The 19007-nt window shown below is 69.4% G+C and carries 15 protein-coding genes; 4 read left to right on the top strand and 11 right to left on the bottom strand.

The window, feature by feature from the left end; translation table 11 throughout:
- Window positions 1-5: 5 nt before the first annotated feature.
- The 5 genes from B2W79_RS14950 to B2W79_RS14930 all read right to left on the bottom strand — a co-directional run bounded on the left by B2W79_RS14950 (window position 6) and on the right by B2W79_RS14930 (window position 4479).
- On the bottom strand, window positions 6-1775 hold the full coding sequence (locus B2W79_RS14950; RefSeq protein WP_292790741.1) for a peptidoglycan D,D-transpeptidase FtsI family protein: 1770 nt from the start codon (window positions 1773-1775) through the stop codon (window positions 6-8).
- 25 nt (window positions 1776-1800) lie between these two features.
- Complete coding sequence (locus B2W79_RS14945; protein WP_071329846.1) at window positions 1801-2373, bottom strand: hypothetical protein; 573 nt, start codon at window positions 2371-2373, stop codon at window positions 1801-1803.
- Window positions 2370-3308, bottom strand: a complete 939-nt coding sequence (rsmH, locus tag B2W79_RS14940; protein ID WP_071329847.1) for a 16S rRNA (cytosine(1402)-N(4))-methyltransferase RsmH — start codon at window positions 3306-3308, stop codon at window positions 2370-2372. The genes B2W79_RS14945 and rsmH overlap by 4 nt, the downstream gene beginning before the upstream one ends.
- Window positions 3309-3411: 103 nt before the next feature.
- Window positions 3412-3843: a division/cell wall cluster transcriptional repressor MraZ gene (mraZ, locus tag B2W79_RS14935; RefSeq protein WP_025105095.1), complete on the bottom strand. Its 432-nt coding sequence runs from the start codon at window positions 3841-3843 to the stop codon at window positions 3412-3414.
- 261 nt (window positions 3844-4104) lie between these two features.
- Entirely contained in the window at window positions 4105-4479 is a 375-nt protein-coding gene (locus B2W79_RS14930) for a DUF3040 domain-containing protein (RefSeq protein ID WP_025105096.1), read from the bottom strand.
- 84 nt (window positions 4480-4563) lie between these two features.
- On the opposite strand from B2W79_RS14930, the gene B2W79_RS14925 reads away from it, so the two are divergent.
- On the top strand, window positions 4564-5667 hold the full coding sequence (locus B2W79_RS14925; RefSeq protein WP_292790730.1) for a polyprenyl synthetase family protein: 1104 nt from the start codon (window positions 4564-4566) through the stop codon (window positions 5665-5667).
- A 9-nt stretch (window positions 5668-5676) separates the two neighbouring features.
- Here B2W79_RS14925 and B2W79_RS14920 read toward each other — a convergent pair whose 3' ends face one another.
- The gene (locus B2W79_RS14920; RefSeq protein WP_349680470.1) at window positions 5677-6033 is read right to left on the bottom strand and encodes an Rv2175c family DNA-binding protein; all 357 of its coding nucleotides are present in this window, start codon (window positions 6031-6033) and stop codon (window positions 5677-5679) included.
- A gap of 129 nt (window positions 6034-6162) precedes the next feature.
- Between B2W79_RS14920 and B2W79_RS14915 the strand changes: the two genes are divergently transcribed.
- A complete protein-coding gene (locus tag B2W79_RS14915) occupies window positions 6163-7287 on the top strand; it encodes a LysM peptidoglycan-binding domain-containing protein (RefSeq protein WP_292790727.1) in 1125 nt (374 codons plus the stop codon).
- A 76-nt stretch (window positions 7288-7363) separates the two neighbouring features.
- Entirely contained in the window at window positions 7364-9319 is a 1956-nt protein-coding gene (gene pknB, locus B2W79_RS14910; RefSeq protein WP_292790724.1) for a Stk1 family PASTA domain-containing Ser/Thr kinase, read from the top strand.
- Window positions 9320-9380: 61 nt separating this feature from the next.
- Here pknB and B2W79_RS14905 read toward each other — a convergent pair whose 3' ends face one another.
- Window positions 9381-10721: a class II 3-deoxy-7-phosphoheptulonate synthase gene (locus B2W79_RS14905; protein ID WP_071329851.1), complete on the bottom strand. Its 1341-nt coding sequence runs from the start codon at window positions 10719-10721 to the stop codon at window positions 9381-9383.
- A 47-nt stretch (window positions 10722-10768) separates the two neighbouring features.
- Window positions 10769-11458, bottom strand: coding sequence for a lysophospholipid acyltransferase family protein (locus B2W79_RS14900; protein WP_071329902.1), 690 nt, complete (start codon window positions 11456-11458; stop codon window positions 10769-10771).
- Window positions 11459-11608: 150 nt separating this feature from the next.
- On the opposite strand from B2W79_RS14900, the gene B2W79_RS14895 reads away from it, so the two are divergent.
- Window positions 11609-13441: an AMP-dependent synthetase/ligase gene (locus tag B2W79_RS14895; protein ID WP_292790719.1), complete on the top strand. Its 1833-nt coding sequence runs from the start codon at window positions 11609-11611 to the stop codon at window positions 13439-13441.
- 90 nt (window positions 13442-13531) lie between these two features.
- On the opposite strand, the gene def is transcribed toward B2W79_RS14895, so the two are convergent.
- The 3 genes from def to B2W79_RS14880 form a co-directional block, all read right to left on the bottom strand.
- The gene (def, locus tag B2W79_RS14890; protein WP_071329853.1) at window positions 13532-14023 is read right to left on the bottom strand and encodes a peptide deformylase; all 492 of its coding nucleotides are present in this window, start codon (window positions 14021-14023) and stop codon (window positions 13532-13534) included.
- Window positions 14023-15507 carry a MinD/ParA family ATP-binding protein gene (locus B2W79_RS14885; RefSeq protein ID WP_292790716.1) on the bottom strand — a complete coding sequence of 495 codons (1485 nt, stop codon included), beginning with the start codon at window positions 15505-15507 and terminating at the stop codon, window positions 14023-14025. The genes def and B2W79_RS14885 overlap by 1 nt, the downstream gene beginning before the upstream one ends.
- 64 nt (window positions 15508-15571) lie before the next feature.
- Window positions 15572-18979: a pyruvate carboxylase gene (locus B2W79_RS14880; protein ID WP_292790713.1), complete on the bottom strand. Its 3408-nt coding sequence runs from the start codon at window positions 18977-18979 to the stop codon at window positions 15572-15574.
- Window positions 18980-19007: the final 28 nt, after the last annotated feature.

Raw genomic sequence — 19007 nt, 5'->3', positions numbered from 1 at the left:
GCCGGCTATCCGAACTTGGGGAGGAGCGCGTCCATCGGGACAGAGGACGGCATCACGCGATAGGTCTTCATCACCTGCGTCATCGCCTTCTGGAAGGCGGAAGCGGTGGCCGCGGACGATACAACCTTAGTCGGCTCGTCGAGGGTCACCACGACGACGTACTGGGGGTCGTCGACGGGAGCGAAGCCCACCATGCTGGTGTAGTAGACGCCCGCCTTGTAACCGCCCTTGCCGTCCGACACCTGCGCGGTACCGGTCTTGCTGGTCACCCGGTAGCCGGGGACCTGGATGCGATCGGCGTTGCCGCCCTGCACCGCGACGTTCTCCAGCATCCGGGTCAGGTCGGCCGCGGTCTGCTCCTTCACGATCTGCTCGTGCTTCGGCTTCGGGGTCTCCGTCACGGTCCCGTCGGGGGCGGTGCAGGACTCGACCATCGACAGGTCGATCTTCTCCCCGCCGTTGGCGATGGCCTGGTACGCGCCGGCGAGCTGGGGGGCCGTCACCGTGAAGTACTGGCCGAACGTCGTCGTGTAGAGCGACTGGCTGTCCCAGTCGCTCACCGGGTGGAGGATGCCGCCCACCTCGGAGGGGAAGTCCAGCGTCTTCTGCCCGACTCCGAAGCGCTGCAGGTAGTCATAGCGGACCTCGGGGGCGACCATCGTGCCGAACTTCGACAGCGCGGTGTTGGACGAGTCGATCAGTCCGCCGGCCAGCGTGTAGTTGTAGGCGGGGTGGCTGAACGCGTCGTTGACCACGGCGCCGTTGGGGAAGGTCTCGCGCGACGACGCGGTGACCGTGCTGAGCGGAGTGAGACCGGCACCCTCCATCGCCGCGGCCGCGGTGATCGCCTTGAACGTCGAGCCGGGCTCGAAGTCGCGGTGGAAGATCTGGCTGTACCGGGTCTCCGGCGTCGAGGAGTCCAGGTCGTTCGGATCCATCGCCGGCCATTCGGCGGCGGCGCGGATCTTGCCGGTGCCCACCTCGACCACCGTCACGGTCCCGCCCTTCGCGCCCTGCTTCTGCGCCTCTTCGCCGACCATCTGCTGGAGGTACCACTGCAGGTCGCTGTTGATGGTGAGCTGCACCGTGCCGCCGTCGACGGCGTCGGTGACGGACTCGCTGCCCGGGATCACGACCCCGTCCTTGCCCTTGCGGTAGGTCTTCTCGCCGTCCACGGGCGCCAGGCACGCCTCCTCGAGCTGCTCGACACCGGCTTTGGCCTCGCCCGTGTTGTCGAGGAAGCCCAGCACGTTGCCTGCGACGGCGCCGTTGGGGTAGACCCGGGTCTCGCGCGGCTTCAGCGCGAGATACGATCCGAGGCCCAGGTCGCGCAGCGCGATGTACTGCTCGGTGTTGAGCCCGGTCTTCAGTGGCGCGTACTGGCTGTTCGGGTTCTCGGCGAGGGCGTCGGAGACACGCTTGCGGATCTCATCCCCCGGCACCCCCGTGATCGCGGCGATCTTCTCGGAGGCCTCGGCCCACGGCAGAGCCGGATCCTTCTCCTCGGTGAGCCTGATGACCTGTGGGCTGAGCTGCGCGTCGTAGACCATGACACTCGATGCGAGGACCGTGCCCTCGGAGTCGACGATGGATCCCCGCTGGCCGGGGATCGTCGAGCCGTCGCCGATGTGCTCGAGGGATTGGCTGACGTGCTCGTCGGCGCTCACCACCTGGATGTCGATGAGGCGGACGACGAACGCCACCAGGATGGAAAGGATGACCGCCAGGGCGACGACAGTGCGTCGCCGCGGTCCGCGCGTGGCTCGTGTCGTCATGGGATCTCTCCGTCGGTCGGAATGGTCAGTGCGTCGTGGGGCTGGGCAGGCCGTCGGTGATGGCCGGGGGCAGGTCCTGCGCCGGCGATGTGCCGCCGGCCGCTTCATCCGCCGTGTCCGTCGCCGGCGGCGTCTCCTCCGTGACGAGGACGTTGCCGACGGCCGCCTTCCCGTTGGGATCGATCGTGGACACCCCCTCCGCCCCAGTACCCGCCCCGAAGACGGCACCGTCGCTGAGGCGGAGATAGGACGGGGCGCCCGCGACGACCATGCCGAGGTCGGCGGCGCTGCTGGCGAGCACCTGCGGGGAGCTCAGTCCCGTGAGCTCTTCCTGCAGCGCATCGGTCCGGAGGTCGAGTTCACGCTGCTGGGACGTGAGCCCGGCGAGCGTGAACGAATCCTGGGTGATGGCCAGCGAGAGCCCGACCTGCCCCGCGCCGATGGCCAGGGCGCCCCCCAGCGCGACGAGCGCGTAGGCGAGTTTGGGCTTGCGGCGTCGTGCCGGGGCCGTCACCGGCTGCAGGCGCCGCTCGGGCGCCGTCTCCGGAACGGCCGGCTGCAGCGGCAGGGTCGGCTTGCGGACTGCGTTCATGCTCATGCGCTCTCCCGCACCTTCTCGGCGGCGCGCAGGCGCACCGGTATTGCACGCGGATTGCGTGCGCGCTCTTCGTCATCGGCGAGTTCCGCACCCTTGGTCAGGATGCGGAATCGGGGGGCGTGCTCGGGCAGTTCGACAGGCAAACCGGCGGGCGCCGTCGAGGAGGAGGCGGCGGCGAAGGCCTGCTTGACCAACCGGTCCTCGAGGGACTGGTACGACATCACCACGATGCGTCCCCCGACCGCGAGGGCGTCCATCGCGGCGGGGATCGCGTCAGCGAGGACGTTCAGCTCGGCGTTGACCTCGATCCGGAGGGCCTGGAACACGCGCTTCGCCGGGTGCCCTGACCGCTGCGCGGCCGCGGGGGTCGCGGCCACGAGGATATCGACGAGCTCCCCCGATCGCGTGATCGGCTGCTTCTGACGAGCGTCGATGATGAAGCGCGCATACCGGCCGGCGAGCTTCTCCTCCCCGTACCGCTCGAAGATGCGCCGCAGGTTCCCCTCGCTGTAGGTGGCGATGACCTCGGCGGCGGTGATGCCCTTCGTCTGATCCATCCGCATGTCGAGCGGCGCGTCCTTGGAGTACGCGAAGCCGCGTTCGGCCTCGTCCAGTTGCAGCGACGAGACACCCAGGTCGAACAGGATCCCGGCGGCGCCCTGAGCGTGCAGCCCGATCTCGTCGTAGACCGTGTGGACGAGCGTGACCCGGTCCCGGAAACGGGCGAGCCGCTCCCCCGCGATCTTCAACGCGTCGGTGTCCCGGTCCAGCCCGATGAGGCGGATGCCGGGGAATCGCTCGAGCAGCGCCTCCGAATGGCCGCCCATGCCGAGGGTGGCATCGACGAGCACGGCGCCGTCCTCCTGGAGGGCGGGCGCGAGGAGCTCGACGCAGCGGTCGAGCAGGACAGGAGTGTGGATGTCGCGGAGGTTCATGATCTCTCTCGGGTCCGACCTTCGGCTCTGATCCCCCTCCGCATCTCGACCCGGCACCGGGGAAGTGTGTCGGGGCGGGAGCGGCGGGGCATCACAGCCGTGGTCAGAACAGTCCGGGAATCACCTCCTGCTCCAGCTCGGCGTAGGACTCCTCGCCGGCGGCGAGGTAGGCGTTCCAGCTCTCCGCGTCCCAGATCTCGGCGTGGGCGCCGACTCCGGTCACGATGAGCTCCTTCTGAAGACCCGCGTACTGACGCAGGTGGGCGGGGATGGTGATGCGGTTCTGGCTGTCGGGCATCTCCGCGCTGGCGCCGGAGAGGAACATGCGCATGAAGTCACGCGCCTGCTTGTTTGCGAGCGGTGCCTGACGGATCCGCTCGTGCATCGCCTCGAACTCGGCCGTGCTGAAGACGTAGAGGCAGCGCTCCTGGCCCCGGGTGACGACGATGCCGCCGCCCAGGTCCTCGCGGAACTTCGCGGGAAGGATGACCCGTCCCTTGTCGTCCAGCTTCGGTGAGTGCGTGCCCAGCAGCATCGGCCATCACCCCCTCTCCGTCCGGCCAACTCGAGGTGCGCCCCACTTTACTCCACTTTCCTCCACATTCCTACGGTGAATCCAGGCTATCGTCACCCACCGCCGGGCGGACATTCGCTCATGCCCTGGAATTCCGCGGTTGAGAAGGGTGGAGGGAGGGTGGAGGACAGTGGAGGGCTGGTGGAGGGCCGACGGTGCAGCACGCACGAAAAAGCCCGGATGCTCAGCATCCGGGCTTCGTGGTGGAGAGAAAGGGAGGGGTCAGTGACCGTCCTGGCGCCGATCCCATCGGTCGTTCATGCGATCCATGAAGGAGGAGGAGTCCTGCCGCTTCGGGGCGGTGCGCGTGCGGGTCTCGGCCGGACCGCTGCGCCGGACCGGGGTGACAGCCAGCATCACTCCGCCGAGCATGGCCGCGAATCCGATCACGCCGACGACGATGCCCCAGACGTCCCCGAGGATGACGCCGACGACGAGTCCGCCGATGCCGGCGAGCAGGAGAAGGGCCCCGTAGACGAGGTTGCGATAGCTGAGCGTGCGATCACCCGACGGCGCGCTCACCACGTCGGCGTCATTGTGCAGGAGATGGCGTTCCATCTCGTCGAGCAGACGTTGCTCCTGTTCGGAGAGTGGCATCTCATCCCCCTCGGGTATCGTGCCCTCCAGTCTACGCGCGAGCGGCGTCCGGGGCTAGCAGTTCGGGCGTCTCATCCTTTACGTATGCTGGGAGTCGTGCCGTCCCCCTCCCCCTCCGTCCCCGACGCCGTGGCCGCGCGACTGGACCTCTTCCTCGACCGCATGCGAACGGAGTCGGCGGAGTACGGCGACGATGCCGCCGCCTTCCTCGACGCGGCGTCCGACACCCTCTCCGGAGGCAAGAGGCTGCGCGCCCGTTTCTGCCACGCAGGATGGCGCGCCGTCTCCCGCTTCCGCGACCGTCTCGCCGCCGAGGACGACGCCCTGTGGGACCTCTGCGCGGCGCTGGAGATCTTCCAGTCCGCCGCACTCGTGCACGACGACCTGATCGACAACTCCGATACCCGTCGAGGCCGCCCCGCCGCTCACCGAGCTCTCGAGGCGTCCCACCGCTCCGCCGGTTGGTGGGGAGACGCCGCCGCCTTCGGCCGCGCCGGCTCCGTGCTGCTCGGCGATCTCCTCGTCGCGTGGAGCGATGACCTCCTGGAGTCTGCGCTCGATGGGCACGGGGAGGCACGGACCGTGCGCGCCGAGTACGCGCGCATGCGGCGCGACGTCACGATCGGACAGTTCCTCGACATCGCCGAGGAGTCGGCGTGGAGCGTCAGCGACGACCGCGAGCATGCAGAACGGGCGCTCCGTGTGGCCTCGCTGAAGTCGGCGCGGTACAGCATCGAGCAGCCCCTCATCCTGGGTGCGAGCCTCGCCGGCGCGGACACGGAGCAGACCTCGGCGCTGCGGCGCTTCGGGCACCCGCTCGGCCTCGCGTTCCAGTTGCGTGACGACGTGCTCGGCGTCTTCGGCGATACCGCCGTCACCGGCAAGCCCGCGGGCGATGACCTGCGCGAGGGCAAGCGCACCGTGCTCATCGCCCTCACCAGGGAGAAGCTGGACACCCCTGCGCGGCGGCTGCTCGACGAGATGCTCGGCGATCCCGATCTGACCGCGGCGCAGGTGTCGTTCCTGCAGGAGACGATCGCCGGAACCGGGGCCCTCGAACGGGTCGAGACGATGATCGCGGAGTACGCCAGAGTGGCCGATCGCGCGCTTTCCGGCGCCCGGCTCGACGACGCCGCTGTCGGAGAGCTCCGCGACCTCGGCAGAGCAGCGACCGTGCGCTCCTCCTGAACGAATCTCTCAGGCGAGCGTGCGCGCGAGCCGACGGACCTCGCTCTTGTGTCCGGCGAGCAGGGAGGCGATCGGGGAACGCCCGAGGGTCTCCTCCTCGGCGAGCAGCCAGTCGATCAGCTCATCGTCCGAGAAGCCGGCATCCTGCAGGACGATGATCGTCCCGCGAAGCGAGCTCAGCGGCTGCCCGTCCACGATGAACACCGACGGCACCGCGAAGACGCCGCTGCGCCGCGAGCCGACGAGGTAGTGCTCGTCGATCAGACGACGCACGCGCCCGAGTGGCTCGCCGAGAACCTCGACGAGGTCGGGCATGGTCAGCCATTCGAGGGCGGAATCACGGGTTGCAGCGACGTTCTCAGACACGTTGCCACTATCTCACCTCGGCAGCCGGAGCGCATGTTCAGCACTTCCGTCACATTCGTCACACGCGTCACTTCTGTTGACATCTCTATACATCCGTGTCAGCGTGAAGTGCTCGAAAAGGGGGCTGACGTGATCTTCCAGACAGCCGTGGCCGGCGCTCTCGCCGCCACTCTGACGGCGACGCCCGCCGCCGCGCCTGCACCGCCGGTCGCGCCGCACGAACGGCATCGCATCGCTCCGGTGCGTGTCACACCGACGCAGAACATCCCGCCCTCGCATGTCGTGCAACCGGGCGACACGGTCGCCGGCATCGCCGGTCGCTACGGGCTCCGAACGACCGACGTCCTCGGCTGGAACGGCCTCACCTGGAGATCGGTCATCTATCCGGGGCAGAGCCTGCAGCTGCGCGCCGCCGCCGGGGCTCCGGCGCCGGCACCCACGCCGACTCCCGCAGCGACGAAGAGCCACACGGTCGTGGCGGGCGATACCGTCTTCGGCATCGCCCAGAAATACGCCACCTCGGTCAGCGCGATCCTCGCCGCCAACGGCCTTTCCGCCGGCGCCATCATCTATCCCGGGCAGAAGCTCGTCGTGTCCGGACCTGCTGCGCCCGCAGCCGCGCCCGCGGCGGCACCGGCACCGCGCGCGCAGCCGAGTGGCGCGACACATACCGTGGCCGCGGGTGAGACGCTGTTCTCGATCGCTCAACGGTACGGGGCCACCACACAGTCCCTCTTCGCCTGGAACGGCCTCGGCGCGTCGTCGATCATCTACCCGGGTCAGCACCTCGCCGTGCAGGCTCCTGCTCCGAAGCCCGCCACCGCACCCACCGGACAGCGCAGTGCCACCCTGACAGCGGAGCAGGCAGCCAACGCCGCGCTCATCATCCGCGTGGGCCGCGAGCTCGGAGTCTCCGACCGCGGGATCGCCATCGCCCTCGCCACCGGGATGGTGGAGTCGGATCTCCGCAACCTGGACTGGGGGGATCGCGACTCGCTCGGTATCTTCCAACAGCGCCCGAGCACCGGCTGGGGCACCCCGACGCAGATCATGGACGCGGAGCGGAGCACCCGCGTCTTCTACGGGGGCGCCGGCGACCCAAACGGGCATCTGACCCGCGGGCTGCTCGACATTCCGGGCTGGGAGTCGATGGCGTTCACCGATGCGGCACAGGCCGTGCAGATCTCCGCCTACCCGGACCGCTACGGGCAGTGGGAGGACCAGGCATACGCATGGCTCGCCCAGCACGGGTGACGCCTGCGGAAATCCGGATGCCTCGAGGGGTGAGGCGTTCCCGGGGCTTTCAGCCAATCGTCCATAGACTTCTGTCGTGACGACCAATCATCAAGCCGATCCCCTCATCGGGCGGCTTGTCGACGGTCGGTACCGGGTGCGTGCGCGGATCGCCCGCGGCGGAATGGCCACGGTCTATGTCGCCACCGACCTCCGACTGGAGCGTCGCATCGCCCTGAAGGTCATGCACGCCCACCTCAGCGACGACTCCGCGTTCCAGAGCCGGTTCATCCAGGAGGCACGCGCCGCGGCGCGGCTCGCCGACCCGCACGTGGTCAACGTTTTCGATCAGGGCCAGGACGGCGAGCTCGCCTACCTCGTCATGGAGTATCTGCCCGGCATCACCCTGCGGGAGCTGCTCCGCGAGCAGAAGCGCCTCACCGTCGCTCAGACGATCACCATCATGGACGCCGTTCTCGCCGGGCTGTCCGCCGCGCATCGGGCGGGCATCGTCCATCGCGACGTGAAGCCGGAGAACGTCCTGCTCGCGGAGGACGGCCGCATCAAGATCGGCGACTTCGGACTCGCCAGGGCGACGACCGCGAACACCGCGACCGGGCAGCAGCTCCTCGGGACGATCGCGTACCTCGCGCCCGAGCTCGTCACCCGCGGTACCGCCGACGCCCGCAGCGACATCTACGCGCTCGGCATCATGCTCTACGAGATGCTCGTCGGCGAGCAGCCCTACAAGGGCGAGCAGCCAATGCAGATCGCGTTCCAGCACGCCACGGAGTCGGTTCCCCGGCCCAGCGTCCGCAATCCCGCGGTGCCGGAGCAGCTCGACGAGCTCGTGCTGTGGGCGACCGAGAAGTCTCCGGACGAGCGTCCGGACGATGCCCAGCAGATGCTCGAGCGCCTGCGCGAGATCGAGCGTGAGATCGGGGTCGCTCCCGCCGTGACCCGCACCACCGGCGCTTCCCACGGCCAGGCAGATTCCGGAGACCTCACCAAGGTCATGCCGGGCACCATGGTCCTCCCCGAGCCGGCGACGGCCACCTCCCCGGGGATCGACAACGCCACGATCCTCCGCCGGCGAGCCGCCAAGCGCCGCGCCCGCGGTACCTTCCTCCTCTCCCTCGTGCTGCTGCTCGCCGTCCTCGCCGGCGGCGTCGGATGGTGGTTCGGCTCCGGTCCCGGATCGCTGATCGCGGTGCCCGATGTAGCGGGCCAGACCTACGACGAAGCCGCCGCGGACCTCACCGAAGCCGGCTTCGAACCCGCCCAGCGCGACGAGTTCTCCGTGGATGTCGAGAAGGGGATCGTCATCGAGACGGACCCCGGCACGGGCACCAGGATCGACAAGGGCACCACGGTCGCCGTCGTCGTCTCTGCCGGCCCGGCCTCGCACGACCTCGCCCCCGTCGCCGGGGAGCCGGCCGACGATGTGCGGGCCGCATTGCAGGCGGCGAATCTGGAGATCACCGACGACGAGGAGTACTTCACCGACACCGCGGACGGGTCGGTCGTCAATGTCCGCATCACCCCCCGAGCCGGCGGAGATGCCTTCGCCTGCGACCAGGGCTGCACGGTCCACGAGAAGGACACGGCGACCATCCAGGTGTCGCGCGGCCCGGTGCCGGATGTCACGGACATGACGGTCAAGCAGGCCACCGAGACGCTCACCGGCAAGGGACTGAAGGTGGCGGAGGAGAACATCTACCGCCCGAGCGACTCCATCGGCAAGGACCGCGTCATCGGCTACGCGGACCGCGCCGAGAGAGGATCATGGCGCCCGGGCGAGACGATCCAGCTGATCGTCTCCCAGGGGCCGCCGCTGTTCGACGTTCCCGATGTCTCCGGGATGACGCGCGATGAGGCCACCGCCGCGTTGCGCGACGCCGGTTTCACCTGGAGCTACACGAGCAGCACCGGTCTGCCCGACTCCGTGTGGGATCTCCTCGCGAACGAGAACACGCGCGTGGAGTCGTACAGCCCGTCCGACCCGCAGCGGAAGGGCACGAGCATCACGCTCACCATGAGCTTCGCCGGCTGACGCCGACACGACGAAGGGGCCGGAACATCGTTCCGGCCCCTTCGTGCATCCCGCACGTGGATCAGCGCTTCTCGAGCTCCTCGGCCACGAGGAAGGCCAGCTCCAGGGACTGCATGTGGTTCAGGCGCGGGTCGCACAGGCTCTCGTAGCGCGTCGCGAGGGCCGCCTCGTCGATCTGCTCCGACCCACCCAGGCACTCGGTGACGTCGTCGCCGGTCAGCTCGACGTGGATGCCGCCGGGGAAGGTACCCACGGCGCGGTGCGCCTCGAAGAAGCCGCGGACCTCGTCGACGACGTCATCGAAACGGCGCGTCTTGTATCCGGTGGGCGTCGTGATGCCGTTGCCGTGCATGGGGTCGGTGACCCACAGCGGCTGCGCACCGGATTCCCGGACGGCCTCCAGCAGCGGGGGCAGCGCGTCGCGGATCCGGCCGGCACCCATGCGCGTGATGAACGTCAGGCGGCCGGGCTCGCGCTCAGGGTCGAGCTTGTCGATGAGCGCCAGCGCCGTCTCCGGCGTCGTGGTGGGGCCCAGCTTCACGCCGATCGGGTTCCGGATCTTCGAGAAGTAGTCGACGTGCGCACCGTCGAGCTCGCGCGTGCGCTCCCCGATCCACAGGAAGTGGGCCGAGGTGTTGTACGGCGTGTCCGTCCGGGAGTCGATGCGGGTCATCGGGCGCTCGTAGTCCATGAGCAGGCCCTCGTGGCCGGTGAAGAACTCGACCCGCTTCAGCTCGTCGAAGTCCGCGCCGGCGGCCTCCATGAACTTGATCGCACGATCGATCTCGGCGGCCATGCGCTCGTAGCGCTGGTTGGCGGGGTTCTGGGCGAAGCCCTTGTTCCAGGAGTGCACCTCCCGGAGGTCGGCGAATCCACCCTGCGTGAAAGCCCGGATGAGGTTCAGCGTCGAGGCCGCGGTGTGGTAGCCCTGCAGCAGACGACCGGGGTCGGCCTGACGCGAGCCTTCGGTGAAGTCGTAGCCGTTGACGATGTCGCCGCGGTACGCCGGAAGCGTGACGTCGCCGCGCGTCTCCGTGTCGCTCGAGCGCGGCTTGGCGAACTGCCCGGCCATGCGCCCCATCTTGACGACCGGCATGGAGGCACCGTACGTGAGCACCACGGCCATCTGCAGCACCGTCTTGATGCGGTTCCGGATCTGCTCAGCCGTCGCGCCGGCGAACGTCTCGGCGCAGTCGCCGCCCTGCAGCAGGAAGGCCTGCCCCGAGGCTGCCCGGGCGAGACGGTCGCGGAGGTTGTCGACCTCACCGGCGAAGACCAGCGGCGGAAGGCTCGAGATCTGCCGGGAGACGTCGGCGACGCGGTCGGCGTCTGGCCACTGCGGCTGCTGCTTGATGGGAAGCGAGCGCCAGGCATCAAGGGCTTCGATGTGGTGCGGGAGCATGCGTCCAGCCTAGTGGGCGGCGACACCGCCGAGACGCGCCCCGGAGCCTATGTGACGCGCGCCGGGAGGCGGTCCTTGACCGTCGACGCGTAGACGTCCTCGTACTCCTGCTGACCGAGGCGCTGGAGCGCCACCATGATCTCGTCCGTGACGGAACGGAGGATGTAGCGGTCGTTCTCCATGCCGGCGTAGCGGGAGAAGTCGAGCGGCTCGCCGATGACGATTCCGACCCGCATGACGCGCGGGATCCGGCGGCCGATGGGCATGGCCGTGTCGGTGTCGACCATGATGACCGGGATGACGGGGACCTTCGCTTCGAGCGCCATCCGGGCGATGCCGGTGCGGCCTCGGTAGAGCTTGCCATCGGGGCTGCGGGTGCCCTCCGGATAGATGCCGAGCAGGTCGCCCCCACCGAGGACCTGGAGGCCGGTGTTCAGGGAGGCCTCGGAGGCCTTGCCACCGGAGCGATCGATGGGGATCTGGCCCGTCGCCTTCATGAAGAAGCGGGTGGACCACCCCTTCAGGCCCCGTCCGGTGAAGTAGTCGCTCTTCGCGAGGAACGACATCGGCCGATCGATCACGAGAGGCAGGAAGATCGAGTCCGCGAAGGAGAGATGGTTGCTGGCGAGGATCGCCGCCCCGGTCGCGGGCACGTTCTTCCGCCCCACGATCCAGGGGCGGAACACGGCCTTGACCACGGGGCCGATCACGACGTACTTCATCAGCCAGTAGAACATCGAGGTGAAGTCTAGCGCCGTGTCGCACATCGCCCCACGTTTCTCGTCTCTCGACGCCCGAAGCGACTGAGTTTCACCCTGACCGCGACCCGGTGCCATGCCCTAGACTCGGACCAACGCCCGTGCCCGACCGGTACCGAAGGAGCTGCCGTGGTCCAGTTTGAAGTCCCCGCGATCGTCCCCGCCGATCCCGACGCGAACGTCGCCGACCTGCTTGCGAAGCGCGTCGAGGCGACTCCCGACCGGGCGTTGTTCTCTGTCCCGCAGGGCGACGGCTGGCGCGACATCTCCGCCGCCGATTTCGAGACCGCCGTGATCGCGCTCGCGAAGGGCTTCGCCGCCGCCGGCATCCAGCCCGGCGAGAAGGTGGGCTTCCTCGCCCGCACCACGTACGAGTGGAGCCTCGTCGACTTCGCTCTGTTCTACGCCGGCGCCGTGATGGTGCCGATCTACGAGACGAGCTCCCCGTCGCAGATCCAGTGGATCCTCGAGGACTCGGGCGCGATCGCGCTCCTCGTCGAGTCGCCGGAGCACTTCGCCCGCGTCGACGAGGTGCGCGGCGACCTGCCGCTGCTCCGGGAGGTCTGGCAGCTGCATCTGGGCGCCATCGACACGCTCACCGCGCAGGGGGCCTCGGTCTCCGACGACGAGATCCAGCGGCGCCGGAACCTCGCCGTCGGCTCGGACATCGCGACCCTCATCTACACCTCGGGCTCCACGGGACGACCCAAGGGCTGCGTGCTCACGCACAGCAACTTCGTCGAGCTTTCCCGCAACTCCGCGAAGGCCCTCGACGAAGTCGTGCAGACCCCCGGCTCCTCCACCCTGCTCTTCATCACCACGGCGCACGTCTTCGCCCGGTTCATCTCGATCCTCAACGTGCACGCGGGCGTCCGCACCGGGCACCAGCCGGACACCCGTCAGCTGCTGCCCGCGCTCGGGTCGTTCAAGCCGACCTTCCTCCTGGCCGTCCCCCGCGTGTTCGAGAAGGTGTACAACTCCGCCGAGCAGAAGGCCGAGGCGGGCGGCAAGGGCAAGATCTTCCGGGCGGCCGCCGACGTGGCGATCGAGCACTCCCGGCTCCTCGAGGAGGGGAAGAAGATCCCGTTCGGGATGAAGCTCAAGTTCGCGCTGTTCAACAAGCTCGTCTACTCCAAACTCCGTGAGGCCATGGGCGGCAACGTCGTCTATGCGGTGTCCGGCTCCGCTCCGCTGGGCGCACGCCTGGGCCACTTCTTCCACAGCCTCGGCGTGGTGATCCTCGAGGGCTACGGTCTGACCGAGACGACGGCGCCCGCGACGGTGAACCTCGCCTCGAAGTCGAAGATCGGCACGGTCGGCCCCGCCCTTCCCGGCGTCGGGGTGCGTCTCGCCGACGACGGCGAGATCGAGGTGCGCGGCATCAACGTGTTCAAGGAGTACTGGAACAACCCCGAGGCCACCGCCGAGGCGTTCAGCGAGGGCGGCTGGTTCCACACCGGCGACATCGGCAGCTTCGATGCCGACGGCTTCCTCACCATCACCGGCCGGAAGAAGGAGATCATCGTCACGGCGGGCGGGAAGAACGTCGCGCCCGCCGCGCTCGAGGACCCGATCCGCGCGAACCCGATCGTGGGGCAGGTGGTCGTCGTCGGCGACCAGCGTCCGTTCATCTCGGCGCTGGTCACGCTCGACACCGAGATGCTGCCGACCTGGCTCGCCAACAACGGCCTCGACGAGAAGATGTCGCTGGCAGAGGCCTCGACCAACGCGCAGGTCCGCGCCGAGGTGCAGCGCGCCGTGGACGCGGCGAACGAGCGGGTGTCGCGCGCGGAGTCCATCCGCAAGTTCACGATCCTGGACTCGGAGTGGACGGAGGCCTCCGGCCACCTCACCCCGAAGCTGTCGATCAAGCGGAACATCATCATGAACGACTTCGCCGACGAGATCTCCGCGATCTACGACGAGCCCGTCGCCACCACCAACGTCGCGATCGGCGGCTGACACCCTCGTCGACCCACCCCCTTCTGACCGAACCGGCCCCTTGCGTGCGAGCGCAAGGGGCCGGTTCGTACGTAAGGGGGTGGGTCGGGGCTAGAACCAGGAGCTCTCGCGCACCTCGCGCATCGCGATCTTCCGGGTCTCGGGGTCGAGCCGGGAGAGGAAGAGCGTGCCGTCGAGGTGGTCGGTCTCATGCTGGAGGGCCTGCGCGAGCAAGCCGTCCCCCTCGAGTACCACCGGCCGCCCGTCGAGGTCGATCCCCTCGACGCGGGCCCAGGGGTGGCGCTGGGCATCGTGCCAGAGTCCCGGCACCGAGAGGCACCCCTCCCCCGTCGGCTCGGGCTCGCCGCGCACCTCCGTGAGCACAGGGTTGAGGACGTATCCGATCTCGCCGTCGACGTTGTAGCTGAAGGCGCGGAGCGCGACGCCGATCTGCGGGGCCGCCACGCCGGCACGACCGGGGAGCTCGACGGTCTCCAGGAGATCGGCGACCAAGGCGCGCACGCCGTCGTCGATCTCCTCGATGGGCGCGCAGACGGTCCGCAGGACGGGATCGCCGAAGATGCGGATCTCTCGGACCGTCATCAGGCGGCCTTCGCCCGGAGACCCTCGACGAGGAGCGCCGCGAGTTCCCGCGCCGCCTTCCGCGTCTCGGGGAGGAGGTTCGCGAAGACGATCGTCCCGCCCGCCGCGATTTGCGGGTCGTACGGCACACGCACGACGCTGCGCGCCCGCGACGCGAAGTGCGCCTGGAGCTCTCCGAGTCGCACGAGAGGCGTCCCGGGCGTGGCCTGGTTGAGCACCACGATCGCATCCCGCGCCTGCTGCGCGTACCCGTTGGTCTCGAGCCACGTGAGCGTCTCGGAGGCCAGTCGCGCCTCGTCGACGCTGAGGCCGGAGACGATGACGATCTGGTCGGCGAGGTCGAGGGTGGCCGACATCACCGAATGGACGATTCCGGTGCCGGTGTCGGTGAGGACGAGCGAGTAGTAATGAGCGGCCACATCGGCGACGTCGCGATAGTCGTCGTCGCTGAAGGCCTCGGCGACGCGGGGATCGGCGTCCGACGCGAGCACATCGAGGCGCGTCGCATCCCGAGCGACGATGGCGGAGACATCGTGGTAGCCCCGCACGTCGTCCCGGATGCGGACGAGGTCGCGCACGGACTTGCCGTGCGCGGCGCGCTGCACCCGGTCGGCGAGAGTTCCCCGATCGGGGTTCGCGTCCACCGCGATGACCCGGTCCTCCCTCGCGTCCGCAAGGGCCATGCCGAGGAGCGCGGTGACCGTGGTCTTGCCCACACCGCCCTTACGCGAGAGCACCGGCACGAAACGGGCCCCGCCGGCGAGCGGCGCGGCGATCCGCGCGGTGAGCTCCTTGCGCTCACGCGCACGTCGTCCATCACCGAGGTTCAGTCGGCGTCCGGACAACGTGTAGAGCAGATGGCTCCACCCGCCCTCGGGTTCCGGCTTTGCCACACGATGCGGGTCGAGGAGGCGATCGGTGGTGAGGAGGTCCGCGGATTCGCGGGCGGACTCCCCCAACTCGTCGAGGCGCTTCGCGGTGAGCGTCACATCGGTGCGCGGCGCCGGACGCGCGGGCGCGGAGGCGACGGGCTTGTCGTCGGATGCGGGCATCGTGGTCTCCTTCTGCACGGGTGGCTGCGGAGCGCGCACCGGCTTCGCCGCCGGGATCTCCGTACGGTCGGCACCGGCCTTGGCGAGGAAGAGAGCCGCAGCCTCCTCCTCGGCGGCCAGATCCGGTGCGGCATCCGCCGTCGGCGCGGGCTCCTCCACCACGACCGCATCGATCACGTCGTCGATGCGCGGCGGATCCAGGACGGGCTTGGGCGCTGCAGGGAGCGCGAGGTCGTCGACGACGAGGTCGATGCCGACCTCTCCCACCACCACACCGTCGTCGGCGAGATCGTCGTCCTCCTCCGCCGGCAGGGTCACCCGCACCTGCGCGGTCCCGCCGAGGATGCCGATGCCGGCGGTGTCGACGGACGCAGCGTCGTCGAGCACCCCCAGCGGACTGTCCTCGGGATCGGCGTTGTTCTTCGCGGTCACGTGTCACTCCAACCTGTGCGGGCCTCGGGATGCGCCCAGAGTGCGCGGCCTCGCCCGGACAAGATTAGTGCGCCGGTCGGATCACGACCAAAAGATCACCCGCGTCCACCTGCTGGGTCTCGGCGATGGCGTGCCGCTCGACGACCCCGTCCACGGGGGCCGTGATGGCAGCCTCCATCTTCATCGCCTCGATCGACGCGACCGGCTCACCGGCCCGCACCGTCGCCCCCACCTCGGCCTTGAGGGTGACCACTCCGGAGAACGGCGCCGCCACCTGGCCGGGGACGGAGGTGTCCGCCTTCTCCACCTCGTGTGCCTCCACGGCGATGGAGCGATCCCGCACGAACACGGGCCGGAGTTGACCGTTCAGGGTCGTCATCACGGTCCGCATGCCCTTGTCGTCCGCCTCGCCGATGGCTTCGAGACCCACGTAGAGCTGCACCCCGCGGTCGATCTCGATGAGGTGCTCCTGGCCGGGGACCAGCCCGTAGAGGTAGTCACTGGTGTCGAGCACGGAGAGATCGCCGTACTGCTCGCGCCGCTCCGCGAACTCGGCCGTGGGCGCGGGGAACAGCAGCGTGTTCAGGCGGGAGCGCCGCTGCGCGCTCGTCCCGGCCAGCTCCGCCTCGTCCTGGTCCGTCAGCGCCGTGAGGCCGGTTCGCACGGAACGGCCGGCGAGCACCTTGGAGCGGAAGGGCTCGGGCCAGCCACCGGGGAGGTCGCCGAGCTCGCCCGCCATGAACCCGACCACGGAGTCCGGCACGTCGTACTTCCCGGGGTTCGCCTCGAAGTCCGCGGGATCGGCCTTCACCGCGGCGAGGTGCAGAGCGAGGTCGCCCACGACCTTCGACGACGGGGTGACCTTCGGCACGCGTCCGAGGATGCGGTCCGCGGCGGCGTACATGTCCTCGATGAGTTCGAAGTCGTCGGCGAGGCCGAGAGCCTTGGCCTGCTGCCGGAGGTTCGACAGCTGTCCACCGGGGATCTCGTGGTGGTACACGCGTCCGGTGGGCCCCGGAAGCCCCGACTCGAACGGTGCGTACTGGCGACGCACCGCCTCCCAGTAGGGCTCAAGGTCCGAGACGGCGGCGAGCGAGATCCCGCTGTCCCGCTCCGTGTGGGCGAGGGCGGCGACGAGAGACGACAGGGACGGCTGACTGGTCGTGCCGGACAGCGGGGCCGACGCAGCGTCCACCGCATCGACGCCGGCGGCGCTGGCCGCGAGCAGGGTGGCGAGCTGTCCGCCCGGAGTGTCGTGGGTGTGCAGATGCACGGGCAGGTCGAAGCGCTCCCGGAGCGCCGTGACGAGCTTCGCGGCCGCGGCGGGGCGGAGCAGGCCCGCCATGTCCTTGATCGCGAGGATGTGCGCGCCGGCGGCGACGATCTGATCCGCGAGCCCGAGGTAGTAGTCGAGCGTGTAGAGCTGCTCCGCCGGATCCAGCAGATCGCCGGTGTAGCAGAGCGCGACCTCCGCGACCGCGGTCCCCGTGGCGCGGACCGCCTCGATCGCCGGGCGCATCTGTTCCACGTCGTTGAGCGCGTCGAAGATGCGGAAGATGTCGACGCCGCTCGCCGCCGCCTCCGCGACGAAAGCCTCGGTCACCGCCGTCGGGTACGGCGTGTAGCCGACCGTGTTCCGACCGCGGAGGAGCATCTGGATGGCGACGTTCGGGAGGGCCGCCCGCAGCTTGTCCAGTCGCTCCCACGGGTCCTCTCCCAGGAAGCGGAGCGCGACGTCGTACGTGGCGCCTCCCCAGGCCTCGACAGAGAGCAGCTCCGGTGTGAGCCGGGCGAGGTACGGAGCGGCGGCGACGAGGTCCTTCGTGCGGACCCGGGTCGCGAGCAGCGACTGGTGCGCGTCGCGGAAGGTCGTGTCGGTGATCGCGAGGGCGCTCTGCGCACGCAGGCCGCGAGCGAACTCCTCGGGACCGACCTCGAGCAGCCGCTGCCGGGATCCGGGCGCAGGTTCGGCCGCCAGGTCGATGGGAGGCAGCTTGGTCGCGGGGTCGATGACGCCGGGGTGCGCGCCGTGCGGCTTGTTCACCGTGACGTCGACGAGCCAGTTGAGGATCTTCGTCCCGCGGTCCTTCGAGGCGCGTCCGCGGAGCAGCTCCGGCCGCTCGTCGATGAAGGACGTGCTGACGTCGCCCCGGATGAACGCCTCGTCGTCGAGCAGAGCCTGGAGGAAGGGGATGTTCGTGGAGACCCCGCGGATGCGGAACTCGGCGAGGGCACGGCGCGCACGGGCGACGGCGGCGGGGAAATCGCGGCCGCGGCAGGTCAGCTTCGCCAGCATCGAGTCGAAGTGCGGGCTGATCTGGGCACCCTGGTGAACGGTGCCGCCATCGAGACGGATCCCCGCGCCGCCGGGCGAGCGGTAGGTGGTGATCTTCCCGGTGTCGGGTCGGAAGCCCTGCGTCGGGTCCTCCGTGGTGATGCGGCATTGCAGTGCGGCGCCGCGCAGGTGCAGGTTCTCCTGCTGCAGTCCGAGCTCGGCGAGGGTCTGCCCCGCGGCGATGCGCATCTGGCTCTGCACGAGGTCGACGTCGGTCACCTCCTCGGTGACCGTGTGCTCGACCTGGATGCGCGGGTTCATCTCGATGAACACGACCTCGCCGGCGCGCTCCCCCGCCGTCTCCAGCAGGAACTCGACGGTCCCCGCGTTCTCGTAACCGATGGAGCGGGCGAAAGCCACGGCGTAGCCATGCAGGGCCTGGCGCACGTCGTCATCGAGGTTGGGGGCGGGAGCGATCTCGACGACCTTCTGATGCCGCCGCTGGACGGAGCAGTCCCGCTCGAACAGGTGCACCGTCTCACCGGTCTTGTCCGCGAGGATCTGCACCTCGATGTGCCGCGGCCGCACGACGGCCTGCTCGAGGAACATCCGGGGGTCGCCGAAGGCGCTGCCGGCTTCCCGCATGGCCTCGGCGAGGGCCGGTCCGAGATCGCCGAGCGTCTCGACGCGCCGCATGCCGCGGCCTCCTCCTCCGGCGACCGCCTTGGCGAAGAGGGGGAACCCGATCTCCTCCGCCTGGGCTACGAGCGCATCGACGTCGTCCGAAGCCTCGGTGGACCGGAGCACGGGGACGCCCGCTTCGACGGCGTGACGCTTCGCCTCGACCTTGTTGCCGGCCATCTCAAGGACCTTCGCCGGCGGCCCGATGAAGACGATGCCGTTCGCCGCGGCCTTCTCCGCCAGTTCCGGATTCTCCGAGAGAAAGCCGTAGCCGGGGTAGATGGCGTCGGCGCCGGCCTCGGTGGCCACGCGGATGATCTCGTCGACATCGAGGTAGGCGCGGACCGGATGGCCGCGCTCGCCGATCTCGTACGCCTCGTCGGCCTTGAGCCTGTGGACCGAGCCGCGGTCCTCGTGCGGGAAGACGGCGACGGTGCGCGCCCCCACCTCGACCGCTGCCCGGAATGCCCGGATCGCGATCTCGCCACGATTCGCCACAAGGATCTTCTGGAACATGCACACCTCTGAGAGCTCGATGCACGGC

The organism is Microbacterium sp. UBA7513 (assembly GCF_002478345.1).
Lineage (GTDB): Bacteria > Actinomycetota > Actinomycetes > Actinomycetales > Microbacteriaceae > Microbacterium.
The sequence above is the reverse complement of the archived record's forward strand: the minus strand, read 5'-3'. Positions and strand labels throughout refer to the sequence as shown.

Bases quoted from the DNA above. Each gene is read 5' to 3' on its own strand.
- B2W79_RS14950 (WP_292790741.1), bottom strand. From the start codon at position 1,775: ATGACGACACGAGCCACGCGCGGACCGCGGCGACGCACTGTCGTCGCC.
- B2W79_RS14945 (WP_071329846.1), bottom strand. From the start codon at position 2,373: ATGAGCATGAACGCAGTCCGCAAGCCGACCCTGCCGCTGCAGCCGGCC.
- rsmH (WP_071329847.1), bottom strand. From the start codon at position 3,308: ATGAACCTCCGCGACATCCACACTCCTGTCCTGCTCGACCGCTGCGTC.
- mraZ (WP_025105095.1), bottom strand. From the start codon at position 3,843: ATGCTGCTGGGCACGCACTCACCGAAGCTGGACGACAAGGGACGGGTC.
- B2W79_RS14930 (WP_025105096.1), bottom strand. From the start codon at position 4,479: ATGCCACTCTCCGAACAGGAGCAACGTCTGCTCGACGAGATGGAACGC.
- B2W79_RS14925 (WP_292790730.1), top strand. From the start codon at position 4,564: ATGCTGGGAGTCGTGCCGTCCCCCTCCCCCTCCGTCCCCGACGCCGTG.
- B2W79_RS14905 (WP_071329851.1), bottom strand. From the start codon at position 10,721: ATGCTCCCGCACCACATCGAAGCCCTTGATGCCTGGCGCTCGCTTCCC.
- B2W79_RS14900 (WP_071329902.1), bottom strand. From the start codon at position 11,458: ATGTTCTACTGGCTGATGAAGTACGTCGTGATCGGCCCCGTGGTCAAG.
- def (WP_071329853.1), bottom strand. From the start codon at position 14,023: ATGACGGTCCGAGAGATCCGCATCTTCGGCGATCCCGTCCTGCGGACC.
- B2W79_RS14880 (WP_292790713.1), bottom strand. From the start codon at position 18,979: ATGTTCCAGAAGATCCTTGTGGCGAATCGTGGCGAGATCGCGATCCGG.